Origin of the sequence: Nonlabens sp., from assembly GCF_965660805.1 — a bacterium.
In the GTDB taxonomy this organism is placed as follows: Bacteria; Bacteroidota; Bacteroidia; order Flavobacteriales; family Flavobacteriaceae; genus Nonlabens.
The window spans coordinates 1-21,327 of the sequence record NZ_CBFIBE010000022.1 but is presented as its reverse complement, the minus strand read 5'-3'; the positions used below and the strand labels follow the sequence as shown (position 1 = coordinate 21,327).

At 36.3% G+C, this 21,327-nt stretch carries 20 protein-coding genes; 11 read left to right on the top strand and 9 right to left on the bottom strand.

Features of this window, described 5'->3' with window-relative positions:
- Positions 1–86 precede the first annotated feature (86 nt).
- Entirely contained in the window at positions 87–470 is a 384-nt protein-coding gene (locus ACTF48_RS06995) for an endonuclease domain-containing protein (RefSeq protein ID WP_438962438.1), read from the bottom strand.
- Between the two features lie 568 nt (positions 471–1,038).
- Here ACTF48_RS06995 and ACTF48_RS06990 point away from each other — a divergent pair.
- The 5 genes from ACTF48_RS06990 to ACTF48_RS06970 all read left to right on the top strand — a co-directional run bounded on the left by ACTF48_RS06990 (position 1,039) and on the right by ACTF48_RS06970 (position 7,268).
- Positions 1,039–2,094: a diphosphomevalonate/mevalonate 3,5-bisphosphate decarboxylase family protein gene (locus tag ACTF48_RS06990; protein ID WP_438962437.1), complete on the top strand. Its 1,056-nt coding sequence runs from the start codon at positions 1,039–1,041 to the stop codon at positions 2,092–2,094.
- Between the two features lie 10 nt (positions 2,095–2,104).
- Positions 2,105–3,043: a mevalonate kinase family protein gene (locus ACTF48_RS06985; RefSeq protein WP_438962436.1), complete on the top strand. Its 939-nt coding sequence runs from the start codon at positions 2,105–2,107 to the stop codon at positions 3,041–3,043.
- 322 nt (positions 3,044–3,365) lie between these two features.
- Positions 3,366–4,307 carry a geranylgeranylglycerol-phosphate geranylgeranyltransferase gene (locus ACTF48_RS06980; RefSeq protein ID WP_438962435.1) on the top strand — a complete coding sequence of 314 codons (942 nt, stop codon included), beginning with the start codon at positions 3,366–3,368 and terminating at the stop codon, positions 4,305–4,307.
- 254 nt (positions 4,308–4,561) lie between these two features.
- Positions 4,562–5,293, top strand: coding sequence for a T9SS type A sorting domain-containing protein (locus ACTF48_RS06975; protein WP_438962434.1), 732 nt, complete (start codon positions 4,562–4,564; stop codon positions 5,291–5,293).
- A 55-nt stretch (positions 5,294–5,348) separates the two neighbouring features.
- Positions 5,349–7,268, top strand: a complete 1,920-nt coding sequence (locus ACTF48_RS06970) for a T9SS type A sorting domain-containing protein (RefSeq protein WP_438962433.1) — start codon at positions 5,349–5,351, stop codon at positions 7,266–7,268.
- Between the two features lie 304 nt (positions 7,269–7,572).
- Here ACTF48_RS06970 and ACTF48_RS06965 read toward each other — a convergent pair whose 3' ends face one another.
- The 3 genes from ACTF48_RS06965 to ACTF48_RS06955 form a co-directional block, all read right to left on the bottom strand.
- Positions 7,573–8,664 carry a DNA helicase PriA gene (locus ACTF48_RS06965; RefSeq protein WP_438962432.1) on the bottom strand — a complete coding sequence of 364 codons (1,092 nt, stop codon included), beginning with the start codon at positions 8,662–8,664 and terminating at the stop codon, positions 7,573–7,575.
- Positions 8,665–8,807: 143 nt separating this feature from the next.
- A complete protein-coding gene (locus ACTF48_RS06960) occupies positions 8,808–9,941 on the bottom strand; it encodes an SPFH domain-containing protein (RefSeq protein ID WP_438962431.1) in 1,134 nt (377 codons plus the stop codon).
- 89 nt (positions 9,942–10,030) lie between these two features.
- Entirely contained in the window at positions 10,031–10,777 is a 747-nt protein-coding gene (locus tag ACTF48_RS06955; RefSeq protein WP_438962430.1) for a metallophosphoesterase family protein, read from the bottom strand.
- Positions 10,778–11,025: 248 nt separating this feature from the next.
- Here ACTF48_RS06955 and ACTF48_RS06950 point away from each other — a divergent pair, with 248 nt between their 5' ends.
- Both ACTF48_RS06950 and ACTF48_RS06945 read left to right on the top strand, forming a co-directional pair.
- Positions 11,026–11,778 (top strand): UDP-2,3-diacylglucosamine diphosphatase, encoded by a 753-nt coding sequence (locus ACTF48_RS06950; RefSeq protein WP_438962429.1) that lies wholly within the window; start codon positions 11,026–11,028, stop codon positions 11,776–11,778.
- A 132-nt stretch (positions 11,779–11,910) separates the two neighbouring features.
- Positions 11,911–12,321 (top strand): response regulator, encoded by a 411-nt coding sequence (locus ACTF48_RS06945; protein ID WP_438962428.1) that lies wholly within the window; start codon positions 11,911–11,913, stop codon positions 12,319–12,321.
- On the opposite strand, the gene recJ is transcribed toward ACTF48_RS06945, so the two are convergent.
- Both recJ and ACTF48_RS06935 read right to left on the bottom strand, forming a co-directional pair.
- On the bottom strand, positions 12,318–14,015 hold the full coding sequence (gene recJ / locus ACTF48_RS06940) for a single-stranded-DNA-specific exonuclease RecJ (protein WP_438962427.1): 1,698 nt from the start codon (positions 14,013–14,015) through the stop codon (positions 12,318–12,320). The two genes, ACTF48_RS06945 and recJ, sit on opposite strands and share 4 nt — an antisense overlap.
- Positions 14,016–14,024: 9 nt before the next feature.
- A complete protein-coding gene (locus tag ACTF48_RS06935; protein WP_438962426.1) occupies positions 14,025–15,593 on the bottom strand; it encodes a hypothetical protein in 1,569 nt (522 codons plus the stop codon).
- Positions 15,594–15,736: 143 nt separating this feature from the next.
- Between ACTF48_RS06935 and ACTF48_RS06930 the strand changes: the two genes are divergently transcribed.
- Positions 15,737–16,327, top strand: coding sequence for a carboxymuconolactone decarboxylase family protein (locus ACTF48_RS06930; protein WP_438962425.1), 591 nt, complete (start codon positions 15,737–15,739; stop codon positions 16,325–16,327).
- 60 nt (positions 16,328–16,387) lie between these two features.
- Here the strand turns inward: ACTF48_RS06930 and ACTF48_RS06925 are convergent, their stop codons facing one another.
- The gene (locus ACTF48_RS06925; protein WP_438962424.1) at positions 16,388–17,209 is read right to left on the bottom strand and encodes a hypothetical protein; all 822 of its coding nucleotides are present in this window, start codon (positions 17,207–17,209) and stop codon (positions 16,388–16,390) included.
- 88 nt (positions 17,210–17,297) lie between these two features.
- Between ACTF48_RS06925 and recQ the strand changes: the two genes are divergently transcribed.
- The 3 genes from recQ (at position 17,298) to ACTF48_RS06910 (ending at position 20,242) form a co-directional block, all read left to right on the top strand.
- Positions 17,298–19,454: a DNA helicase RecQ gene (gene recQ, locus ACTF48_RS06920; protein ID WP_438962423.1), complete on the top strand. Its 2,157-nt coding sequence runs from the start codon at positions 17,298–17,300 to the stop codon at positions 19,452–19,454.
- 2 nt (positions 19,455–19,456) lie between these two features.
- Positions 19,457–19,939, top strand: coding sequence for an RNA methyltransferase (locus tag ACTF48_RS06915; RefSeq protein WP_438962422.1), 483 nt, complete (start codon positions 19,457–19,459; stop codon positions 19,937–19,939).
- A 108-nt stretch (positions 19,940–20,047) separates the two neighbouring features.
- On the top strand, positions 20,048–20,242 hold the full coding sequence (locus ACTF48_RS06910; protein WP_438962421.1) for a cold-shock protein: 195 nt from the start codon (positions 20,048–20,050) through the stop codon (positions 20,240–20,242).
- A gap of 263 nt (positions 20,243–20,505) precedes the next feature.
- On the opposite strand, the gene ACTF48_RS06905 is transcribed toward ACTF48_RS06910, so the two are convergent.
- Both ACTF48_RS06905 and ACTF48_RS06900 read right to left on the bottom strand, forming a co-directional pair.
- The gene (locus ACTF48_RS06905; protein ID WP_438962420.1) at positions 20,506–20,817 is read right to left on the bottom strand and encodes a hypothetical protein; all 312 of its coding nucleotides are present in this window, start codon (positions 20,815–20,817) and stop codon (positions 20,506–20,508) included.
- Positions 20,817–21,327, bottom strand: a 511-nt coding sequence (locus ACTF48_RS06900; protein ID WP_438962419.1) for a CocE/NonD family hydrolase C-terminal non-catalytic domain-containing protein, incomplete at its 5' end; no start/stop codon positions are given. The genes ACTF48_RS06900 and ACTF48_RS06905, both read right to left, overlap by 1 nt.

Sequence of the window (21,327 nt, the reverse complement as noted above, 5' to 3'; positions counted from 1 at the left end):
TTCGCTGTTAGAAAATACAATTTTAACAACATCGCAAACACCCTTTGACTTTCGGCATTTCCCTCAAGGGAAACGCATTGAAAAAACTATTTAGTTTTATCTTTCATCTCAATAATGAGGCTTTGTATTTCTTCAATTACTTTATCTGGTTGATGTTGAACCTGCTCATTTGTAAATCTTATAAATTTAACGCCCAAATCTTCAATTCGCTGTTGTCTTTTAGCATCTTCAAGAAAATTATTATCATGAGAACTACCATCTATTTCAATAGCTAGTCCTATTTCTTTATCTTTAATATAGAAATCAACCACATAATCTAACATAGGTAGTTGTCTTCTAACAACAACTCCTAACTTAGAACCCTTAACCATATACCAAAAGATCTTCTCACTTCTGGTCATGGAATTCCTAAGCTGCCTTGACCATTCTCTGGCTTCTTTTGTGTATGGAATTATATTGTGGTTTCTCATTTGGATTTAAAATTAGTATTTAATTTAAAACCATTAGCGACCGATTAAAGCTTTATCAATATTTTAAAAATTCATTGGGTTAAGATAAAAAACACTTTTGGATAATTCCAGTCGCCTACATCCTCTAAATCTCCTTCAAAGGAGACCTCTACATTTAAAATGTAAAGATGTTTTTGTTCTCTGAACAAGCTCCTTCCTTTAGAGAAAAGTTGGGATGGAGGTTTATGAGCAAACCATTTTTTTAAATAGGTATTTCGATTTTCAGACTATAAACAGACGTTCTTTTTTAAACAACATTGCTCATTTTTAAAACAAATTTCCCAATGTCAATTAGACCGTTAAGAATTCTATTAGGCTAAAAAAGTCTTCTGTTTATCAACATTTCCCACCAAAACTGCGCAACGCTTCATTTTGCCAACCTTTCCTCTCCCAGAAATTTGTGAGAACAAATTACCAGGAATCTGAAAGAAGCTTTTTAGATCCCGCATCAAGTGCGGAAATTCATATTCTTAAAATCACCAGACTAAATCCTCTTAAATAATTACCTTTGTCGCTTAATTCAAGGCTATTGGAACATCAGTTTAAGTTAACGAGCGAGATTACTTTACAGGATCATTTATCTACTAAATGGCAAGCGCCTTCAAATATTGCGCTTGTTAAATATTGGGGAAAATACGGCATGCAACTGCCTGCAAATCCTTCTATAAGTCTGACATTAGATTCTTGTCATACTCTAACTACCATTACTGCTACAAAAGACGCACATGGTTTCAGTATTTCTTATGATGGTGAACCTAAACCTGAGTTTGCTCCAAAAATTGAAGCCTATTTTAAGCGTATTGCAGATTACTGTCCTTGGATTGCACAGTATAATTTTAAAATAGATACGCACAATACGTTTCCGCACAGTTCGGGAATTGCTAGTAGTGCCAGTAGTATGGCGGCATTATCTGCTTGTATGATGGATTTTGAGAGCCAGCTTACTGGGCAAGAAATAGATTTTCACAAGGCATCTTTTTTAGCTAGATTAGGTTCTGGAAGTGCCTGCCGTAGTTTAAAAGGTAGTGCTGTAGTTTGGGGAACGCATGATCAGGCAGATGGCAGCTCACAGTATTTTGGTGTAGATAAAAGCGATTATTTACATCCTGTTTTTCAAGATTTTCAGGACACCATTTTACTGGTAGATAAAGGTGAAAAGGTAGTAAGTTCTACTGTAGGACACGAGTTGATGAATGGACACGCTTTCGCGAAAGCGAGATTCTCACAAGCTCACGAGAACCTTTCCATGCTCAAGATAGCTTTACAGGAAGGCGACCTTGAAACCTTTATAAAAATTACAGAAAGTGAAGCGCTCACATTGCACGCCATGATGATGACCTCTCATCCTTATTTCATACTAATGAAACCTAAAACGCTGTCGATTATAGAGGAAATATGGGCGTTTAGAAAAGAAACTAAAATTCCCGTGTGTTTTACACTAGACGCTGGTGCAAACGTACACATGCTGTATCCACTGGAAAATAAAGACACCGTGCAAGGATTGATTAACAACAAATTAGCGCAATATTGCCAAAATGGTCATTATATTTGTGATCAAGTAGGCACAGGTGCAAAAAAGTGCTAACTTTAACGCTATGAAAGGACCACTTTTTTATTCAAAGATTTTACTCTTCGGTGAGTATGGAATTATTAAAGATTCTAAAGGTCTTTCTATTCCTTATAATTTCTATAAAGGTGCGCTGCAAATAAGCGAGAATCCTACCGAAGATCAAATTAAATCCAACAACAACTTATCTAGGTTGACTTCTCATATCGAGCAGTTGATGCAAGATGATCAAGATTTTCCACGTTTTGACATTGCTACTTTAAAGAGTGATGTTACCGCAGGAATGTTTTTTGACTCCAGTATCCCGCAAGGATATGGTGTAGGAAGTAGCGGTGCTCTTGTGGCATCTATCTATGACAAATATGCCATTGAAAAAATTACGGTTCTTGAGAATTTAACTCGTGAGAAGTTGTTAGTTCTTAAAGATATTTTTGGTAAAATAGAGAGCTTTTTCCATGGGAAGAGTTCGGGTCTTGATCCTTTAAATTCTTATCTGAGCTTACCTATTCTTATTAACAGTAAAGAAGATATTGAGCCAGCTGGCATTCCTTCACAATCTACCACTGGAAAAGGCGCTGTCTTTTTACTAGATAGTGGCATTGTAGGAGAAACGGCTCCTATGGTAAACATCTTTATGGAAAATATGAAGCAAGAAGGTTTCCGTAGTATGTTGAAGGATAAGTTTGTGAAATACACAGATATGTGTGTGGAGGATTTCTTAAGTGGTGATGTGAAAGGACTTTTTAGTAACGTAAAGAAATTATCGCACGTGGTACTCGACAATTTTAAACCTATGATTCCAGCACAATTCCATGATTTATGGAAAAAAGGACTGGATACTGGTGATTACTATTTAAAGCTTTGTGGCTCTGGCGGTGGTGGCTATATTTTAGGATTTACAGAAGACCTAGACAAAGCAGAACAATCTCTTAAAGATTATAAACTAGAAGTGGTTTATAATTTTTAAAAACACTTTAATGATATTTTAAAATCCCCATCACAGTTGTGATGGGGATTTTTGCTTTATAAATAAAGCACCGTTTTCCCTTGAAGGAAGACAGGAGATGGGTGTTTGTAAGTATAACCTAAATGATCGTCGTAGTCAAAACATTTTGCAAAAACACCCTTTACCTATCGGTATTTCCCTCGAGGGAAACTTCATCAAATTCTATATGGTTTCAACAGCAGGTTCCACATCGAGCGCGGAATGACATGACCTTAAAAGTGTAGTAGTCACAATTTCACATCACATTATCATTTTAAAAACAGAAACTGCTTAACTTAGTCGGGTGAATCAAGAGCAAGCATATTCTATGAGTACTAAGGCCAGTATAAAAACACTAGTCATAAAAGCGCTGAGCTTATTTTCTACCGTGCGTTTATATAATATCAGTACTATTGCTGTCGCGCAATTACTTGCTGCTGTGTTTATCATCGCTCCAGAGCTATCTGTAAAAGAGATTTTCTTTGATTACAAGTTATGGTTGATTATTCTCGCTAGTGCTGCTGCCATAGCTGGTGGATATATAATTAATAATTTCTATGACCGCGAGAAAGACCTCATCAATAGACCACAGAAAACCTTACTTGAAAATCAAGTCAGTCGTTCTACCTTATGGACGGTTTATTTTACGGTAAATACGATTGCTTTTCTACTTGGACTGATCGTATCGTGGCGTGCAGGGCTATTTTTTGCTGCTTATATTTTTCTCATGTGGTTTTACTCGCATAAAATTAAACGGGTATTAATTGCCGGTAACCTTACCGCTGCACTGCTCGCTATCACACCTTTCTTTGTGTTATTTATGTACTATCGCAATTTGTATCTGGTCATATTTGTTCATGGTAGTTTCTTGTTTTTAATTCTTGCCATGCGTGAGCTTATAAAAGATTTAGAAAACTTAAGAGGTGACTTAGCTCAAAACTACCGTACTATTCCTGTTGTATTAGGAGAAAAAGCAAGTAAACGATTTTATACTATTCTAACATTCTTAACTATTATTCCTATTGGCGCTTTGCTCTTGTACTTTGACATCGGTTATATGCGTTATTATTTTGCCATTATGGCTGGCGCACTATTAGTTTGTTTACCGCTATTATGGAGCTCCAGACGTAAACGCGAGTATTTACTTATTCACTTTATTCTTAAAATAGTAATCGTAGGTGGTGTACTCTCGATTTTATTAATAGACTTATCAGTTATTCTAGAAAGATTTAAAAATTTCTTTTAATCAAGAAAACCAAAGCCGTCCTAGCACGCATAAAAGCTGAACGGCTTATAAGACAAACGTTAACTCAGTTAGTTTCCATAATCAATGTACTCCTCAGCTTTAAACCATTAGAGCATAAAATTAAAAGTATAAAAAGTCAAATTTAGATTTCAGCTCTTGTATTAACAAACTTTAAAGTCTATATTTAACGCTTTATTTTACTGAATACTACCTAAATAAATCCTGAAAAGAACAATAAACAAAATAAAAGCCTTATGAAAAAAAAATTACTCCTTATTGCACTCATTCTAACATCTTACTTTTCTCAGGCACAGTTTGATGTTATTTTTAAAAGAACTAACACCGCTATTACAGATGGTCAGACCTTTGATTTTACAGAATCTGGTTGTGGCTATAACGACCCTTGTAACTGGCAGTTTGAAGTCACTAACACCTCTAATCAAGATATCAATGTTAGAATAGTTGTGGACCAAATGGTTAACAATAACGGATCAGATTTGCAACTATGTTTTGCAAGCGTGTGTCTCAATAGTATTTCCTTAAATACAGCATACCCAAGCCAAGCTGCGGTAATTCCAGTAGGAACCACTAACAGCGTGGGAAATTATTTTTGGAACAAATATCCGGCAGGAACAGTTAGCCCTATGAGCTGGACTTTTAGATTCCAAGCTTATGATGCAAATGACAACGAAATAGGAACCCCTATAAGCATGAATTACAATTACTTAGGGACTTTAAGCATGGAGAACTCTGAAATTCCTAGCTTGAATGTATATCCTACTATCGTTTCTGACGAACTTAATGTTTCAGTTGATGAAAATGTAACAGCTACTTTTTATGATCTTACAGGAAGAATTGTAAAACAAGTAACTTCTATAACAAATGACCAAAGAATAGACGTATCTAATCTTACATCACAAATTTATCTAGTGCATTTCTTAAATGACCAAAACCAAAAAACTGTTGTTAAAATAATCAAGCAGTAGTATGCTAAGCAATAACCGTTTTTAAATCAACCCTTTAATTATTAATCTTTTCATTATGAAAACAACTTTACTAACCATTCTTGCTTTTGCTGGAATGACCTCTTTATTTGCTCAGGTACCTCAAATACCACTTGTTGAGCACTTTACTCAAGCATCTTGTGGACCATGTGCTAGCCAAAACCCAGCGCTTAAAGCGACTATGGATGCCTTTGGAACTGCAAACTACGTGCGTGTATCACATCAAACATCATGGCCTGGAGTAGACCCTATGAACGCTGCATTTCCAGCAGGACCTAATGACAGAAGAAATTATTATAATATAACCGCAGTCCCACAAACTAGCTTAAATGGAGGTATGCCAGGATCACCTAATACTGTTGTTACTAGTTCCTCCTTAGCTTCTGCGTTTGCAAACACGACTCCTTATGACATTACGGTAACACATACTTGGGCAGACCCAAGTACAGTAAATGTAAATATAGATGTAGAAAACGTTACTGGTAGTGCTATATCTACTGCAGACAAAATTTATGTTACTATGGTAGAAAACCAAGTAGTTTATCCTACCGCTCCTGGATCAAATGGAGAGACCTCTTTTGAATATGTAATGCGTCAAATGTATAACGCTTCAACTGGTGCTCCTAATGCTACTAGCGGTGCTGCACTAGGTAGTATTGCCGCAAACTCCACGACTAACTTTAGCTTTACCATAAGTAATCTTCCTTCTTACATTAGAGATAAAACGGAAGTTACATTTGCAGTTTATATACAAAATAACGGTACCAAAGCCATACTCCAAGCAGGTAAATCTGACAAGGCACCAGTTCCAGGAATAATCTCTGTAAGTACCGCAGATGCTTCAACTGTAAGTAATGATTTCTGTGATTATAACTTTACACCTGCTATAGATTTTACTAATAACGATGCTGCAACAGCAGTAACATCTGTGGTAGCTGAGTACTCCTTAAACGGTGGTACCCCAGTTCAACAAACATATTCAGGTAACTTAACTAATGGGCAAACAGCTACTATAAGTTTTCCTATGGCAACACTTTCTGGCGGTGCTAATACTATAAGCTCCCAAATCATTTCTGTGAATGGTGGTCAGGACTGGTCTAGTCCAGCGGCAGTAGCCATAGCAGATAGAGTTGTACAAAGATTGAATGTAAATGGAACTAATGCGCCAATTCTAGAAGGAATGGAAAATGGACAATTATTACCTAGTTCTGGTTATACTCAAGACATATCAACTGGACTTTTTAGTTCTGATGAACCTATTTCAAATTTTGCAGTTGTAGATGGACCTGCCTTTAACTTAGGTGCAATAGGTGGTTTTGCTGCTTCTAACCGTAGTTTAAATTACAGATTCTATAATGTTTCTGCAGGTGGCGTGATGGATTTTATCATGCAAAAGATTAACCTAGGAACAGGTTCTAGCCTAACTTTTAGTCACGCTTATCGTCAATACACTAATGAAAACGACAGGTTAGAAGTTTCTGTTTCAACAGATTGTGGAGTTACTTGGACGTCTGTATTTGACCAGTCAGGATCTACTCTATCAACATTAACGCCATCAACTACTCAATATATACCATCAGTGGCAGGTGATTGGAGAAGTAATAACGTAGACTTAAGTGCTTATGATAACACTAATGATCTTATTTTACGCTTTAGAGGAACGTCAGGATATGGTAACAACTTATGGCTAGATGATATTAACATACAATCTACTTTATCTCATGATGATATAAATGCTTTAAATGAATTAAAACTTTACCCTAATCCTACTTCAGACATGATTCAAATCACTGGATTAAATGAGGCTGTAAACTTTAGTGTTTATAATGTATTAGGCGCTCAAGTTATAGAAGGAACGATTTCTCAAAATGAATCTATAGATGTGGAAAACTTCACTGATGGTGTTTACTTCTTAAAATTAGAGAATGGTAAAACTTATAAATTCATAAAAGAATAAGTCATAAAAATGCTTTAGAGAACCTCTTCGTTCTCTTAAAATAAAAAAAAGGTTAATACCGCTTATAGCAGTATTAACCTTTTTTCAATTTAATAACACATTACTTTTCTTAAAATAATTTACCGTGTTGTAGAGCGCAATTATAAATATGTGTAAACAACGTTAGATCATCATTTGACGAGGAAAAATGATAAACTTAAACGCTTTATCAAGGTATTATAAATTCAATTTGGTATTATACTCATTTTAAATGTACTGGAAATAGATGGCCTTTTGTATATGCTTTCGCGAAAGCGTATACTACCTAACCCATAAACTGAGACAGATAAGTAATTAAGACTATCAAAAGGATTCCTGAAAGAATCGCTAAGAAGATTTTCCAAAATGAATAGGGACGGCTGCCATGAATCGCACCAGTTTGCCCATTCACATAAAAATTATATTTAGACCCTTTAAAAGAATAAGAACTAATGTAAACGGGTAGCAAAATGTGCTTAAAAGTTTCTTGTGAAAGTCGCATATCCATAGAAGAGATACGCTGTGTGTCACCACCTATATCACGCCTTATCCAGTTTTGAGCGATTTCTTCTGCCTTTTTATTTGCAGCGATGTGACCATCTTTCAATGTGATGGTGTATTTTTCTGTAACATATCCCGCAAGATATTTAGTATCAAAATTCTTCAACTCTTTCAAATTCCAGTGGCTCACAGCTTGCGGTATCTGACTGCCATGCTGTTGAGTCGCCTTTACTAAGGTGTCATCTACAAAACCTTTAATAGTACCTGATGCTGGTGACCAGTCTGTTCTCCGTTCTCTTACGGTTCTTCTATTTTTACCAGTTCCTACCGTTTTATTTACATAATAGTAATCACCGCGCTGTCCAGTATAGTCAGCAACGAGCTGTGCGTCAAAGGTCCAGTAAGGAACATAAAGCCCTTTAGTATATTCAGGGCTTATCGTGGCGCGCTGTAAATTATTAGGTGCCCACCATAATCCATCTACCCATTTTTTAAAAACCTGATGTGCCTTTTTCTGGTCCAGCTGAAAAGGTAGCACAGCACCAGGCAAGATCCAATCTTCCTGATAGCTATCCTCTATAATTAAAGGCATGGTACAATAGACACAATGCAATGATTTATAACTTTCTTCCACATGCTGGTTTGCACCGCAATTTTTACAGTGGAGCATAGAGATCTCCATAGAATGAGACTGCGCACCCATTTTATCCAGATACTTATGCAGTTCTAGTTCTTCAAAGGATTGCTCGCTTTGTTCAATCTCCTCTTTATAGCCGCAGTAATCACAGGTGATTAAATCTGTACCAGGTTCATAGGTAAGCTCTGCGCCACAATTGACACAGGATTTTTTACGTTCAGAATTTGTTATTTCCTCCAACGGATTTTTAGTTTCAATAAATTGCCTATTCTCGCTTTGTTGCTCAAAGCATATTCTTAATTACCAATTAAAAATTAATGAAAAGTACTAGAAATCGGTAATTAAAAAATTGATAATCTGCTACGCAGATTCAGAATTGAAAATTATGGTAGCGGTGGCGGCGTATTACTTCCTAAAAACCCTTTTAATTCTTCTACATCTTTTAAAGCTTTCCAGCCATCCATACCAGCTTTCCACACTAGAGTTTCTTTGTTAATAGAACGACTGGCAAATAAGGACTGTAACTGCGCAAAACCTACTGGTCCAGCTTGCGTGCCGTTTAATGCATAATAATACTGAACCGCTTGTGGCATAGGTGGTGGCATAGCTCCTGCTGCTTGTTGTTGTTGCATGGCCTGCTGTCCACCCATTTGTGGGGACATCATTCCACCCATTTGTTGTGCCAGGACAAATCCCATTCCCATTCCCATTCCAGCACCAGCGGTTCCACCTTCATTTAAGGCAGCTGCTTCTATGGCTTTGGCGGTTTTAAATTTAGTAAGCTTATCTAAGTCTAACTTATCAATACGGCTATACTCAAAAATTTCTTTTTTAAGTTCCTCGGGCATCGATACGTTTTCTATATAGAAACGCTCCAGCGAGATTCCCACGCCCATAAATTCTGGTTGCATCACCTCTTGACAGGTTTCTGACAGCTCTGTAGTGTTTGCTGCATAGAGTTCAATAGGTAAATTTGCCTCTCCTACCGTATCTGTAAAACGTGTAGCGATAAGACTTTTAAGATGCTCGTTAATCTCAAAGTTGGTGAAATTATTATCAGTTCCTACGATGTCTATGATGAACTTTCCAGGATCTGCTATTTTAAATGCGTAAGTACCAAAAGCTCTTATTTCTACCAGCCCAAAACGATCATCATTTAAGGTAATCGGGTTTTTAGTACCCCATTTTTCATCAGTAAATAAGTGTGTGTTTACAAAATAAACCTCAGCCTTAAAAGGCGAATTAAAACCATATTTCCAGCCTTTAAGGGTTGAAAGAATGGGTAAGTTTTGAGTCGTTAAGTCATAGGTTCCTGGAGTAAAAACATCTGCGAGTTGTCCTTCGTTAATAAAAACGGCCGTTTGTCCTTCACGTACGATGAGTTTTGCGCCGTTTTTAATCTCGTTCTGGTACCTTTCAAAACGGTGTGCAATGGTATCATCTGTATAATCCAGCCACTCGACTATGTCTATAAACTCGTGACTTAATTTCTCTTTTATTTTATTAAATAGACTCATGGAAATTTGCTTTTAAAGTTGGTATCAAGTTAATGAATTTTTGGAAGATTTTGCTTGCGCAAAAAAGTATATTTGAAAATAACCCAATACTAATTCCGCCCATTCTCCTGAGGATAAAAGGTATGAACTGGATCGCTTTGCCAGATTTCTTTAGTCTCTACACATATAGCGGTAAGTGGTCCTCTATAAGCTGCTGCGGTATCGATATTCCAAACGTTTACTGCATTAATAGGCTCATGTTTCCCTAATCGCGATGTAGGTGTGTGACCTATAAATATCTCTTTATACAGTTTTAATCTATTAGGATACCGATCGTTATCTGGAGTTAAATTTGGGTCTAGACATAGTGCAAGTTCCCATAATGTACGGTCCCAGTATGGCATGTTATCATAATACTCGTATTCTGGACCTTTAAGATTGTGAAATCCTGCATGAAAAAAACCGTTGTTATTATTATCGATATGGTAATTCCTTAAACCGTTTTTAAAGAAATCTAAGTGTTTTTGAAATTCTGCTTCAGACCTGTTTTTATAACTATTGATAGTGCTTTGTCCTCCATGGAACAACCACATATCGTTTTGTTCTTTGGTAGTTAAATAATTGAGGAAAAGCTCATCGTGGTTACCTCTTAGATAAATGGGTGCAGTGAGGTTGTTTTCAAGACGCTTTCGCGAAAGCGAAATTAGAAAATCGATAACCTCATAACTTTCTGACCAGCCATCTATATAATCACCTAGAAAAATGAGCTGGTCGTCATCTCTTAGTTTTATTTTTTCAATGAGTTGTTTTAGGGCTTTAAAACCTCCATGTATGTCTCCTATAGCAATAGTTCTCATGAGTTAGATTTTTCAATATTTACAAGGTTTCTTAATAAGATAGATAAGCGTTGCGATCCATTTAAAGTTTGATTTGTGAGCTTACAGCATATGTAGTAAACGTTCCTCCTCTAGGCTGATCATTTTCATCATAAAAATCTATGAAAGTAAATTTAACAAGCACCGGCAAACCTAGTAAATATAAGAAGAAGTTAAGAGGCTGTTAGTTCAAGATGTTTAATACTGTTAAGAATACTATCTTTGTCCACATGCAAATTCCACAAGGCAAGAAGGTCTATTTTTCAAGCGATAATCATTTAGGTGCTCCTACCCAGGAGTTAAGCAAGCCTAGAGAACGTAAATTTCTAGACTGGCTAGATACCGTAAAGAAAGACGCGGCAGCTATTTTTTTACTGGGAGATTTATTTGATTTCTGGTTTGAGTACAAACATGTCGTACCTAAAAACCAAGTGCGCGTTCTAGGCAAACTTGCTGAGATCGCCGATAGCGGTATTCCTATTTATTTTTTTGTAGGGAACCATGACTTGTGGATGTTTGGTTACTTTGAAGAAGAGCTCGGTATTCCCGTTTTTCATAAACCTCAAACATTTGAGTTCAATGATAAAAAATTCTTTATAGGCCATGGCGATGGAAAAGGTCCTGGAGATAAAGGATATAAACGCATGAAGAAGGTTTTTACAAGTCCTTTCTTTCAGTGGTGTTTTAAATGGCTACATCCCGATATAGGAATAGGAATCGCCAGGTACTTATCTGTTAAAAACAAGCTTATTTCAGGTGAGGAAGATGCTAAATTCTTAGGTGAAGAAAACGAGTGGCTGGCTCAATATGCAAAACGTAAACTGGAGCAAGAGCACTATGACTTTTTTATTTTTGGCCACAGGCACATGCCCATGGAAATAAAACTAAATGAGCAATCTACTTATTTCAATTTAGGTGACTGGATCAGTGATTATACCTATGGTGTGTTTGATGGAGAAGATTTTAAATTAGTAAAATTCTAATACCTAAAATTCATAACATGAGCTTATCCTAAAATTAAAGGCTCGTTTTCCCATCATTTTATCGAGAAAATCATCTTTTAAACGTATTAAATTCGTTTTCAAACTGTTATTTATTAAACCAATCATAATAATATGAGATTTATCTCTTCTAAAGATAGTCTTATGTTACCACCACAAATCTGGATCATCGACGATAACCCTATAGATTGTTATGTCTTAAAAACTATGTTAGAAATTAATGAGTTGTCTAATGATGTTTTCATTTTCTCTAATAATGAGGAAGCTATAGATCAACTAAACACCCTAAAAGGCCTAGATTCAAATAGCTCTATTCATATAATTACAGAAAATAAAACAAAAGCTGTAGATGGCTGGAGCCTTGTGTCACAAATGTCAAAACTGAATAAAAGTCTTAAGTTTCACATGAGTAGTGAACAGTATGATGCTCAAGACATAAAAAGGTTCCAAAACACAAAAGCAGTTCTTAGTTTGCATGTAAAACCATTGCGACTAGATGATTTAAAACAAATTATAGAATTTTAGTCTTTTAAATCTTTTAATACAAGTTGTAAACTCACATTTCCATTCCATTCATTTTCATTAACGGTATAGGCTATATCAAATGGATTACCTTCCTTTACGAGTTCACTTTTACTCCCTAGATTAAAACCTATGGCGTCTATACCATTGCGATCTTTTTGCTTTTTTACCACTTTTATTTTAAGGTGGTCTTCGGTTTTACCTACACATTTTCCATAACCGGTATCGAGTACTTTTTCAGTCATAAAAACCGGTCGCATATTTCCCGGACCATAAGGCGCCATTTGCTTTAAAATGCGGTAAAACTTAGGTGTAATAGCCTCAAGAGGTAAAACAGCATCTATCTTAATCTCTGGTGTCAAGTGCTGGTTTTCAATGGTTGCGCAAACTACTTCTTCAAATCTGTTTTTTAATTTTTCATAATTCTCTGGTTTTATAGTTAAACCAGCTGCATATTTATGACCGCCAAATTGCTCTATAAATTCTGAACATTGCTCGAGCGCATTATACACATCAAATCCAGAAACACTGCGCGCACTGGCTGCTAGATAATCACCACTTTTAGTAAATACTAAAGTAGGTCTATAATAGGCTTCTATTAATCGAGAGGCTACAATTCCTATCACGCCTTTGTGCCAGCTTTCATGATATACAACAGTTGTAAAGCGATCCTCTTCTTTACTAGCAACGATTAACTCCTTAGCTTCCATGGTTATAGAAGAATCTGCCTCACGGCGATCTGCGTTAAAAGCTTCTATTTCTATAGCTATACGTTGTGCCTCTTCAAAATCCTCAGTAACCATTAATTCTACCGCGTGTAAGGCGTGTTTCATTCTACCAGCGGCGTTAATGCGTGGAGCGATAATAAAAACTACATCAGTAATGGTAAGGACATCTTTCTTTAATTGATGAATAATGGCCTTAAAACCAGCACGCGGACTGGTATTTATAACGTTTAAACCGTGGTAAGCTAGAATTCTATTTTCGCCTATGATAGGAACTATGTCTGCACCTATGGCTGTTGCGACCAGGTCTAGATATGGAATCAGTATTTCAAAATCCCAATCATTTACCTCTACCAGTGCTTGACATAATTTAAACCCTACACCACAACCACATAACTCGTCAAAAGGATAATCACAATCTGGACGTTTAGGATCAAGTACCGCGACAGCCGCTGGTAAATGTTTCCCAGGTCTGTGATGATCACAAATAATAAAATCTATGTTTTTTTGAGCTGCATAATCTACTTTATCAATCGCTTTAACACCACAATCTAGGGCTATGATGAGCGAGAAATCATTATCAGCAGCAAAGTCTATTCCTTGAAAGCTCACTCCATAACCTTCTTCATAACGATCTGGAATATAAGTCGCTACACGGTCATAAAAACTAAGCAAAAAGGTAGACATGAGTGCCACGCTGGTCGTGCCGTCCACATCATAATCACCATAAACAAGGATATTTTCATTATTTCCTATCGCTTCTTGGATACGTTTTACAGCCAGGTCCATATCTTTCATTAAGAATGGATCATGTAGTTCATTTAAATCAGGTCTGAAAAAGGACTTCGCTTTCGCAAAAGCGTCTATACCACGCTGCACGAGTAACCCAGCAAGAAAAGGGTCTATACCGAGTTCTTGAGCCAGTTGCTCTTGTTTTTTTAAATCAGGTGATGGTTTTAAGGTCCAGCGCATAGAGCAATATTACTCCATTTTTTTAACCCATGCCTTTTTAAGCAAGGGATTTTCTCTAGCTTTATCTAATGCGTCTCTAAGCAAAAACGCACTTTCGCTAGAAGCGATAAAGACATATTCTAAACCGTTCTCAGGATGAATGAAGGAGTCTGGATAAAACCCCTCACGTTCTAGTACCTGCATCCATTTAATAGCATTATCGCTATTAGAAAACACATTTGTTATAATGTAATACCTGATAGAAGATGTGTCAGTCTCTTCAAATGTTACCACTTTATTTTCAGATACCTTTTCAGTATTTTCTTTAACCACAACTTCTTCTTTAACGGCAGGCTGTTTTACAGGAGTTTCATTTACTATATCTTTTTGAACGGCTTTTTCAACTTTTGGGTTCAGTTCATCTACTTGAGGTGTTTCAGTGGTGACTTGAGAAACATTAACAGGTCGATCCACTACAGGTTTCACGACTAATTGAGCGTTTTTCTCCCGATCCTTTTGCTCTAAAAACTCTTGATCAATTTGCGTTTGAAAAGCCGTAAAGAACACATAAAAACTATCGGCCTTAGTGGCATATTGTATTTCAATATTCTCTGTATTCTTAGGTAGCACAAGTCCTTTTTTATCTGTAACATTTACCTGTGCAATATCAAAACCTAAGGTATTTCTACTGTATGGAAATCTTTTCTCCTTTGCTTCTTTATTTTCATCTATGCTGCTGTTAAAGAAATTAGTTTGAGATCTTGTGCTAGAAGATAGAAAGGCGCTTTTTCTAGATTTAGGATTATAAATTTGCACATTATCTCTTTTAAGTGGGCTATCGCCATCCATTGCAGCTATAGTAATTCTTGAAGACACATCATTAACTTGTGCAGACTTAAAGTCCTTAATACTTATAGCAACCTTCTGGTCTTTTACAAATTCAAAACCATCATATAAGGTAATAAAATGAGGAAGACTATTAGGATTTTCATAAGCTATAAAAAGTAACCAGCCTGCGGTACTACCACCATTTATGTATCCTAAAGCAGCTGGCACATTTGCAACGGTTACCTTATCCAGGAGTGCATCACTAGCCATGAGTTCCGTAACATCGGCTTTACAGACATAGGGTTTATTAGAAATCAATACTTCATCAGTAGCGTTTGAGGCATTAAAAATTACTTGTCCAGAAACATCTCTATATTCACCTTTATTTATTTTAATCCTCACTTTTGAGATATCTTGATCTACCTCATCTACGATTACATAATCAAGCTTTTTCCCTTTTCTTTTCTTTTTACCAGTTGCTCCAGGATAAGTACCTGCCCAGTATAAAGTAGCATTAATAATGGTAGAATTTTCAGGAACATCTATTTGTACCGCACTAGAAGAAAAAGTGGTCGGATCCTTATCTATGTCTACATAAGTCATTTTAGTATTATCATTGATTCCATTTGCGGTATGAAATGGTTTCTCCTCGTGTTTACTTAAAATATTATTTCCATAAATTAAAGATCCTCCATTGATATAATAACTGTGTTGCTGTTCAAATGAAACGCTGTTTTGCGCATTCCCTATGGTTATACATAATAAAACCATGAACCGTAAAGGATTTAGTATCTTCTCTTTCATAACAAATAATTCAACAACTTAATAACTCAGTGATCAAATTTATTAAAAGGAAGTAAGATTGAATAAAAGAGTACGCTTAAAATTGTATATTTTTATTCTAAAGAAAATACATGCCGTTAATCAGACCACTAGATGCCTCTCACGATCCAGAAACAGCAGATCTTGCTGCCTTTTTTAATGAAACTCTAGGTTTTTGTCCTAATTCTGTACTAACCATGCAGCACAGACCAGCCATTTCTAAAGCTTTTATCAACTTAAATAAAGCCGTTATGGCAAATGAAGGTCGAGTCACGAGCGCACTTAAAAGAATGATTGCTTGGGTTTCTAGTAATGCAACAGGATGTAGATACTGTCAAGCGCATGCTATAAGAGCTGCAGAGCGTTATGGTGCAAATCAAGAACAGCTCGATAATATTTGGGATTACCGCACACATACAGCTTTTAGTGATGCTGAACGAGCAGCTCTAGATTTCTCTCTAGCGGCAAGTCAAGTTCCTAATACTGTAAATGAAGAAATTGAAACCAGATTACACCAGCACTGGAATGAAGGTGAGATTGTAGAAATGCTAGGTGTGATATCACTATTTGGCTACTTAAATAGATGGAATGATTCTATGGGAACTACCTTAGAAAAAGATGCTATAGATAGTGGCGAGCACTATTTAGGAAAACATGGTTTTGAGATAGGAAAGCACGTTTAATTTATATATTTCTTTATAAATGTACGGCTAAGTCTGTTTTTAGAAAAGTTGAATTATAGATCATTCAGCCTTTTTGAATACTAAAAACTGCGTTCCGTTTTTATCATATTCTATAATTATATCACTATCTTTTTCATACCCTATTCCTATAAACTCTGTTGTAACTACAAGATAACAACCTGATTGACTCTTTTTAAGAGTTCCGATAAGGCTGTTGTTTTTATAGATATTGAATCCTAGATCTACAGATTGGATTTTGTATTCTTTAGAATGAGTAAGGTAGGTATCATCTATAACTAGCTCTACAAACTCTGGTTCTGGTGACACATCAACTTTCAGTTCATCCTTTTTCTCTTTAGAGCCAGCATGGCTAGGTGTTCCACTTAATACTTGAGCAGGGACATCAGGACTTGGATTTATAGGTTGTGACAGAATAGTTTGAGGTTCTATAGCCGCAGGCTTTTTATAAACATAATTAAACTCATCCAGAGAGCTCATCGCATCTCTTACTGCTTCTCGATAAGCCTTTTCAAAATCCTTAGTACGTCCTATTCCTTCTTTAGTTGTGAATACAGTTTCCCCATCACAATTCACAAACTCAAACAGCATTTTAATACGCAAGCCCTTACTAGTAATCACTTTCAAGCCTAGGGCGTTACATGTACCTACGTTTAGGTTTTTAGGTAAAACACTTGTGTTAGTAAAAGCCTCAAGACCTCTTTTATTAATTTCAAAAACCATCATTTCATTTAAACGGTATTCATTTGCCACATTCTGGAACTCATATTGATTATCAACGATGACATATTTATAATCGTTTAGAGCCTGTGCATGGCTCAAAACCGTAAAAAACATAGAAAGTATCATTAGGAAAATCTTCATGGTAGGTATGCTTCAATTGTATGAAAGACTAAAATAGAATAAATTTGACTTCTTTAAAGCATTTACACGCCATACAAACTAATTTAAGATGAATAAACACGACTTACTTAAAAAGCATTTCGGTTATGATAGTTTTAGACCGCTTCAAGAACAAATCATAGACGACGTATTAAGCAAGAAAGACCTCATGGTCGTCATGCCTACTGGTGGAGGGAAATCTATGTGTTTTCAGTTACCATCATTAATACTGGATGGAATCACACTGGTCATCTCACCTCTGATCGCCTTAATGAAAGATCAAGTAGATGCGCTTAGAGCAAATGGGATCACCGCAGCCTATTTTAACAGTTCACAAGTAGGCACAGAGCAGCAAGAAATGCTGGATCTTTTAAAGGCAAAAAAACTTAAACTACTCTATGTCGCACCAGAGAGCATACAACTGTTATTAAACCACTTACAACCTAATGATATTTCCCTTATCGCCGTAGATGAGGCGCACTGTATCTCTACATGGGGACATGATTTTAGACCAGCATACACGCAACTGGCTTATCTTAAAAAATCCTTCCCACAAGCTAGCATGATAGCGCTTACTGCCACCGCAGACCGTGCCACTCGAGCAGATATTAAAGCACAACTCACCATTTCCCATGCACAGGAATATGTAGCTTCCTTTGACAGGCCTAACTTGACACTAGAAGTACGACCTGGTAATAATAGACTGGCTCAGGTGCGACAGTTTCTTAAAAAGTACAAGGAAGAATCTGGTATTATTTACTGCTTGAGTAGGAAATCCTGTGAAAAACTGGCAGAAAAGCTCGCCAGTCAGGGATACTCTGTTGCCGCTTACCATGCTGGATTGGAACATAGCTTTCGCGAAAGCGTACAAGAACAATTCATTAAAGACGAAATAAAAATAGTATGTGCGACCATAGCCTTTGGGATGGGAATAGACAAATCTAACGTGCGGTTTGTGATTCATTATAACATGCCTAAAAACATAGAAGGATACTATCAAGAAATAGGGCGTGCTGGGCGTGATGGAATCGATTCTCAAGCGCTTCTTTTCCATAGCTATGCTGATGTAATTCAACTGCGCAATTTTGCTGAAGGTAGTGGTAACAGCGAGGTGCAAATTGCTAAACTGGAGCGCATGAAACAGTTTGCTGAGGCACTAACCTGTCGCCGTCGCATGCTTTTATCTTATTTTAATGAATATCTAGAAAAAGATTGCGGTAATTGCGATGTATGCTTGAATAAACCAGACTTTTTTAACGCCACCTTAATCGCTCAAAAAGCCCTAAGTGCCGTTTATAGAATGAAGGAAAACGCATCACTTAATTTACTGATCGATGTATTGCGCGGCGCACAAAACTCTACAGTTTTAGATAGTGGTTTTAATAGTATAAAAACCTATGGTGCTGGACGTGACATCTCCTGGAGCAACTGGCAGCAATATATTATTCAAATGATCAATCAAGGATTGCTAGAAATAGCTTTTCATGAATTTAACAAACTCAAATTAACACCACAGGCACATGCGGTATTATTTGAAAAACAACCGGTTCAACTCGCTGTAATCCCTAAACCTGAGGAACTTGCTGCCCGTAATGCTCAAGCCACTCAAGAAGCACTACCTAGCACTATTAACAAAGAGCTCTATGCTGGATTGCGCAAGTTGAGAACCCAAATAGCTAGTAAAGAAAATCTAGCTCCTTACATGGTTTTTAGTGATACTACCTTAAAAGATATAGCGAGTAGAATACCTCTAACCTCTGATGAGTTTGAAGATATCACTGGAGTAGGAAAACACAAACTAGAAAACTATGGAGCAAGCTTCTTAAAGCTTACTGAAGGTTTTAAACTGATGCGTGAAGGTGATTTTGTTTATCGACTAGAACTTCCTAAGCCTAAAAAGAAAAAAACAGGCCCTAAAAAAGATACGGTTCTTGAAAGTATACAAATGTACTGGGATGGAAAAACTATAGATGAAATAGCTCAAATAAGAGAACTCAAAGCAGATACTATTCTTGCTCATTTAGGGAAACGATATGCGAGCCATCAAGATGTAGATATAAAAGCACAAATCACACCAGAAGAGTTAAAAGAAATAGAGAGCCAGTATAATAACTATCAAAAAGAAGGTGCACTTAAACCTATTTTTGAACATTTTAATGAAAGGTACAGTTATGGAAAACTGCGCCTAGCGATGATATTGCTGGAAGCAACTCAAAAGACTTTATAAAAATGAAATTAGATCCATTAGAACCTGGATATTTTGGGATAGGAATTCAGCACGGGAAAACTCCAGAAAATCTGGGTGTTTTATGGCGTAGTGCACAAAATTTTGGTGCGAGCTTTATTTTTACCATAGGTCATCGTTATGCAAAGCAAGCTTGTGACACTCATGATATTGTAAAAGCAATACCCTATTTCCACTATAAAACCTTTGAAGAGTTTTATACTCATTTACCTAAAGGTGCTATGATCATAGGAATAGAGCTTGATGAAAAAGCGACAGAACTCGCAAACTTTAAACATCCTCGTAACTGTGTTTATTTATTAGGCGCTGAGGACCATGGACTTACTAATGAGGCGATCCATAGATCACATCATCTCGTAAAGTTCAATACTCCTAAAAGTCTAAATGTCGCCGTTGCAGGCAGTAAAATCATGTATGATCGCGCAGTAAAAGGCAGTCATATCTACTTAAAAGGAGCACCTAAGTAAGCTCACAAACCCTGTAAATGCTGAAAAAATAAAATAAACTGATAATTAATCACTTAGAATAGATATTCCATATAACTTTGTAGTCTATTAATTATTATATTTTTTACAATGAAACAAGGTACCGTAAAATTTTTCAATGAGTCTAAAGGATTTGGATTTATCGTTGAAGATGGCACAGAAAACGACTGCTTCGTACACGTAACTGGACTTATCGATGAGGTAAGAGAAGGTGACAAAGTTGAGTATGAAGAAAAAGAAGGAAAAAAAGGAATGAATGCTGTAAACGTAAGAGTTGTACAGTAATTAAAGTCATATTTTTTTGTATTCAAAAGCCCTTTCAAATTGAAAGGGCTTTTTTTATATAAACCTGATTTATTTTCTCTTATTACTTATAGCAATTGGTATTATACCAAAAACAACAATTAAATAGTCCAATATTTCTGTTTAAATTCCAGATTGCTGCGTTAAAATTACTCACCGTAGCTAATGCTATGCCTGTGTTTTTTGCCTCACACTCTAAAATTTAAATTAAAAATCTTTAGACTATTTAATTATTCCTTTTGGTATTACAAATAAATACTATAATCCTTACAGTACTGGTGTATGTAAGATTTTAAATTTGTAACTGCAGTTTTAAAATCCACGCGATCTGTTTCTTGAAAACGTATCGCGTTTTCATCACGTTGCAGCTCTATTTTAATAGAATTTAAAATTTGCCGTGTGAGCTCCTTCAGTTCCTTTTCTTTTGAAAACTCACTAACTTGCTTGTGATCTATTAATTCATCACATACCTGTTCATACTCATTAACCAGTTGCTGGATGGGCGGCTCTTGCAGTAAATCTTCATTATCTGTAAAAATGTCTTTTACAGTTCTCATTATTCACCTAGTTGTGGTAATTGCTCTTCAATTCCATTATAATCGCCTACACGCACTGTGCTTGCTCCAGTAATAGTCACCTGTCCTGTGGTGAAGTCACCTTTACTTGCCTCAAATATGTTATCTACATATTTCTGTGGATTGCGGTCTATGTATGGGAACCAAGTGCTATGTATTTGAATCATGATGCGATGTCCCTTTTTAAATGTATGCAACACATCTTGTAGTGGGAAGTTCACTTCAGTTTTCTTTCCTTCTTTAAACGGTTCTGGTTTTGAGAAGTCATTTCTAAAGCGGCCTCTAAAAGTTTCAGCACGCACGAGTTGTTGATATCCAGCTAGAGTTACGTGTTCTGGTGTGTGCTCCTCATTTTTCATATCATCTGGATAGACGTCTATGATTTTGACAATAAAATCTGCATCAGTAATACCTTTGAGCATTACTTCAAGATTTGCTTGTATTTCTCCAGCAAGTCTGGTTTCTTCAGTAAGGATATCTGTCTGAAAGGTA

Bases quoted from the DNA above. Each gene is read 5' to 3' on its own strand.
- ACTF48_RS06910 (WP_438962421.1), top strand. From the start codon at position 20,048: ATGAAACAAGGTACCGTAAAATTTTTCAATGAGTCTAAAGGATTTGGA.
- ACTF48_RS06950 (WP_438962429.1), top strand. From the start codon at position 11,026: ATGCAAATTCCACAAGGCAAGAAGGTCTATTTTTCAAGCGATAATCAT.
- ACTF48_RS06995 (WP_438962438.1), bottom strand. From the start codon at position 470: ATGAGAAACCACAATATAATTCCATACACAAAAGAAGCCAGAGAATGG.
- ACTF48_RS06945 (WP_438962428.1), top strand. From the start codon at position 11,911: ATGAGATTTATCTCTTCTAAAGATAGTCTTATGTTACCACCACAAATC.
- ACTF48_RS06975 (WP_438962434.1), top strand. From the start codon at position 4,562: ATGAAAAAAAAATTACTCCTTATTGCACTCATTCTAACATCTTACTTT.
- ACTF48_RS06985 (WP_438962436.1), top strand. From the start codon at position 2,105: ATGAAAGGACCACTTTTTTATTCAAAGATTTTACTCTTCGGTGAGTAT.
- recQ (WP_438962423.1), top strand. From the start codon at position 17,298: ATGAATAAACACGACTTACTTAAAAAGCATTTCGGTTATGATAGTTTT.
- ACTF48_RS06930 (WP_438962425.1), top strand. From the start codon at position 15,737: ATGCCGTTAATCAGACCACTAGATGCCTCTCACGATCCAGAAACAGCA.
- ACTF48_RS06955 (WP_438962430.1), bottom strand. From the start codon at position 10,777: ATGAGAACTATTGCTATAGGAGACATACATGGAGGTTTTAAAGCCCTA.
- ACTF48_RS06915 (WP_438962422.1), top strand. From the start codon at position 19,457: ATGAAATTAGATCCATTAGAACCTGGATATTTTGGGATAGGAATTCAG.
- ACTF48_RS06905 (WP_438962420.1), bottom strand. From the start codon at position 20,817: ATGAGAACTGTAAAAGACATTTTTACAGATAATGAAGATTTACTGCAA.
- ACTF48_RS06970 (WP_438962433.1), top strand. From the start codon at position 5,349: ATGAAAACAACTTTACTAACCATTCTTGCTTTTGCTGGAATGACCTCT.
- ACTF48_RS06925 (WP_438962424.1), bottom strand. From the start codon at position 17,209: ATGAAGATTTTCCTAATGATACTTTCTATGTTTTTTACGGTTTTGAGC.
- ACTF48_RS06935 (WP_438962426.1), bottom strand. From the start codon at position 15,593: ATGGTTTTATTATGTATAACCATAGGGAATGCGCAAAACAGCGTTTCA.
- ACTF48_RS06960 (WP_438962431.1), bottom strand. From the start codon at position 9,941: ATGAGTCTATTTAATAAAATAAAAGAGAAATTAAGTCACGAGTTTATA.
- recJ (WP_438962427.1), bottom strand. From the start codon at position 14,015: ATGCGCTGGACCTTAAAACCATCACCTGATTTAAAAAAACAAGAGCAA.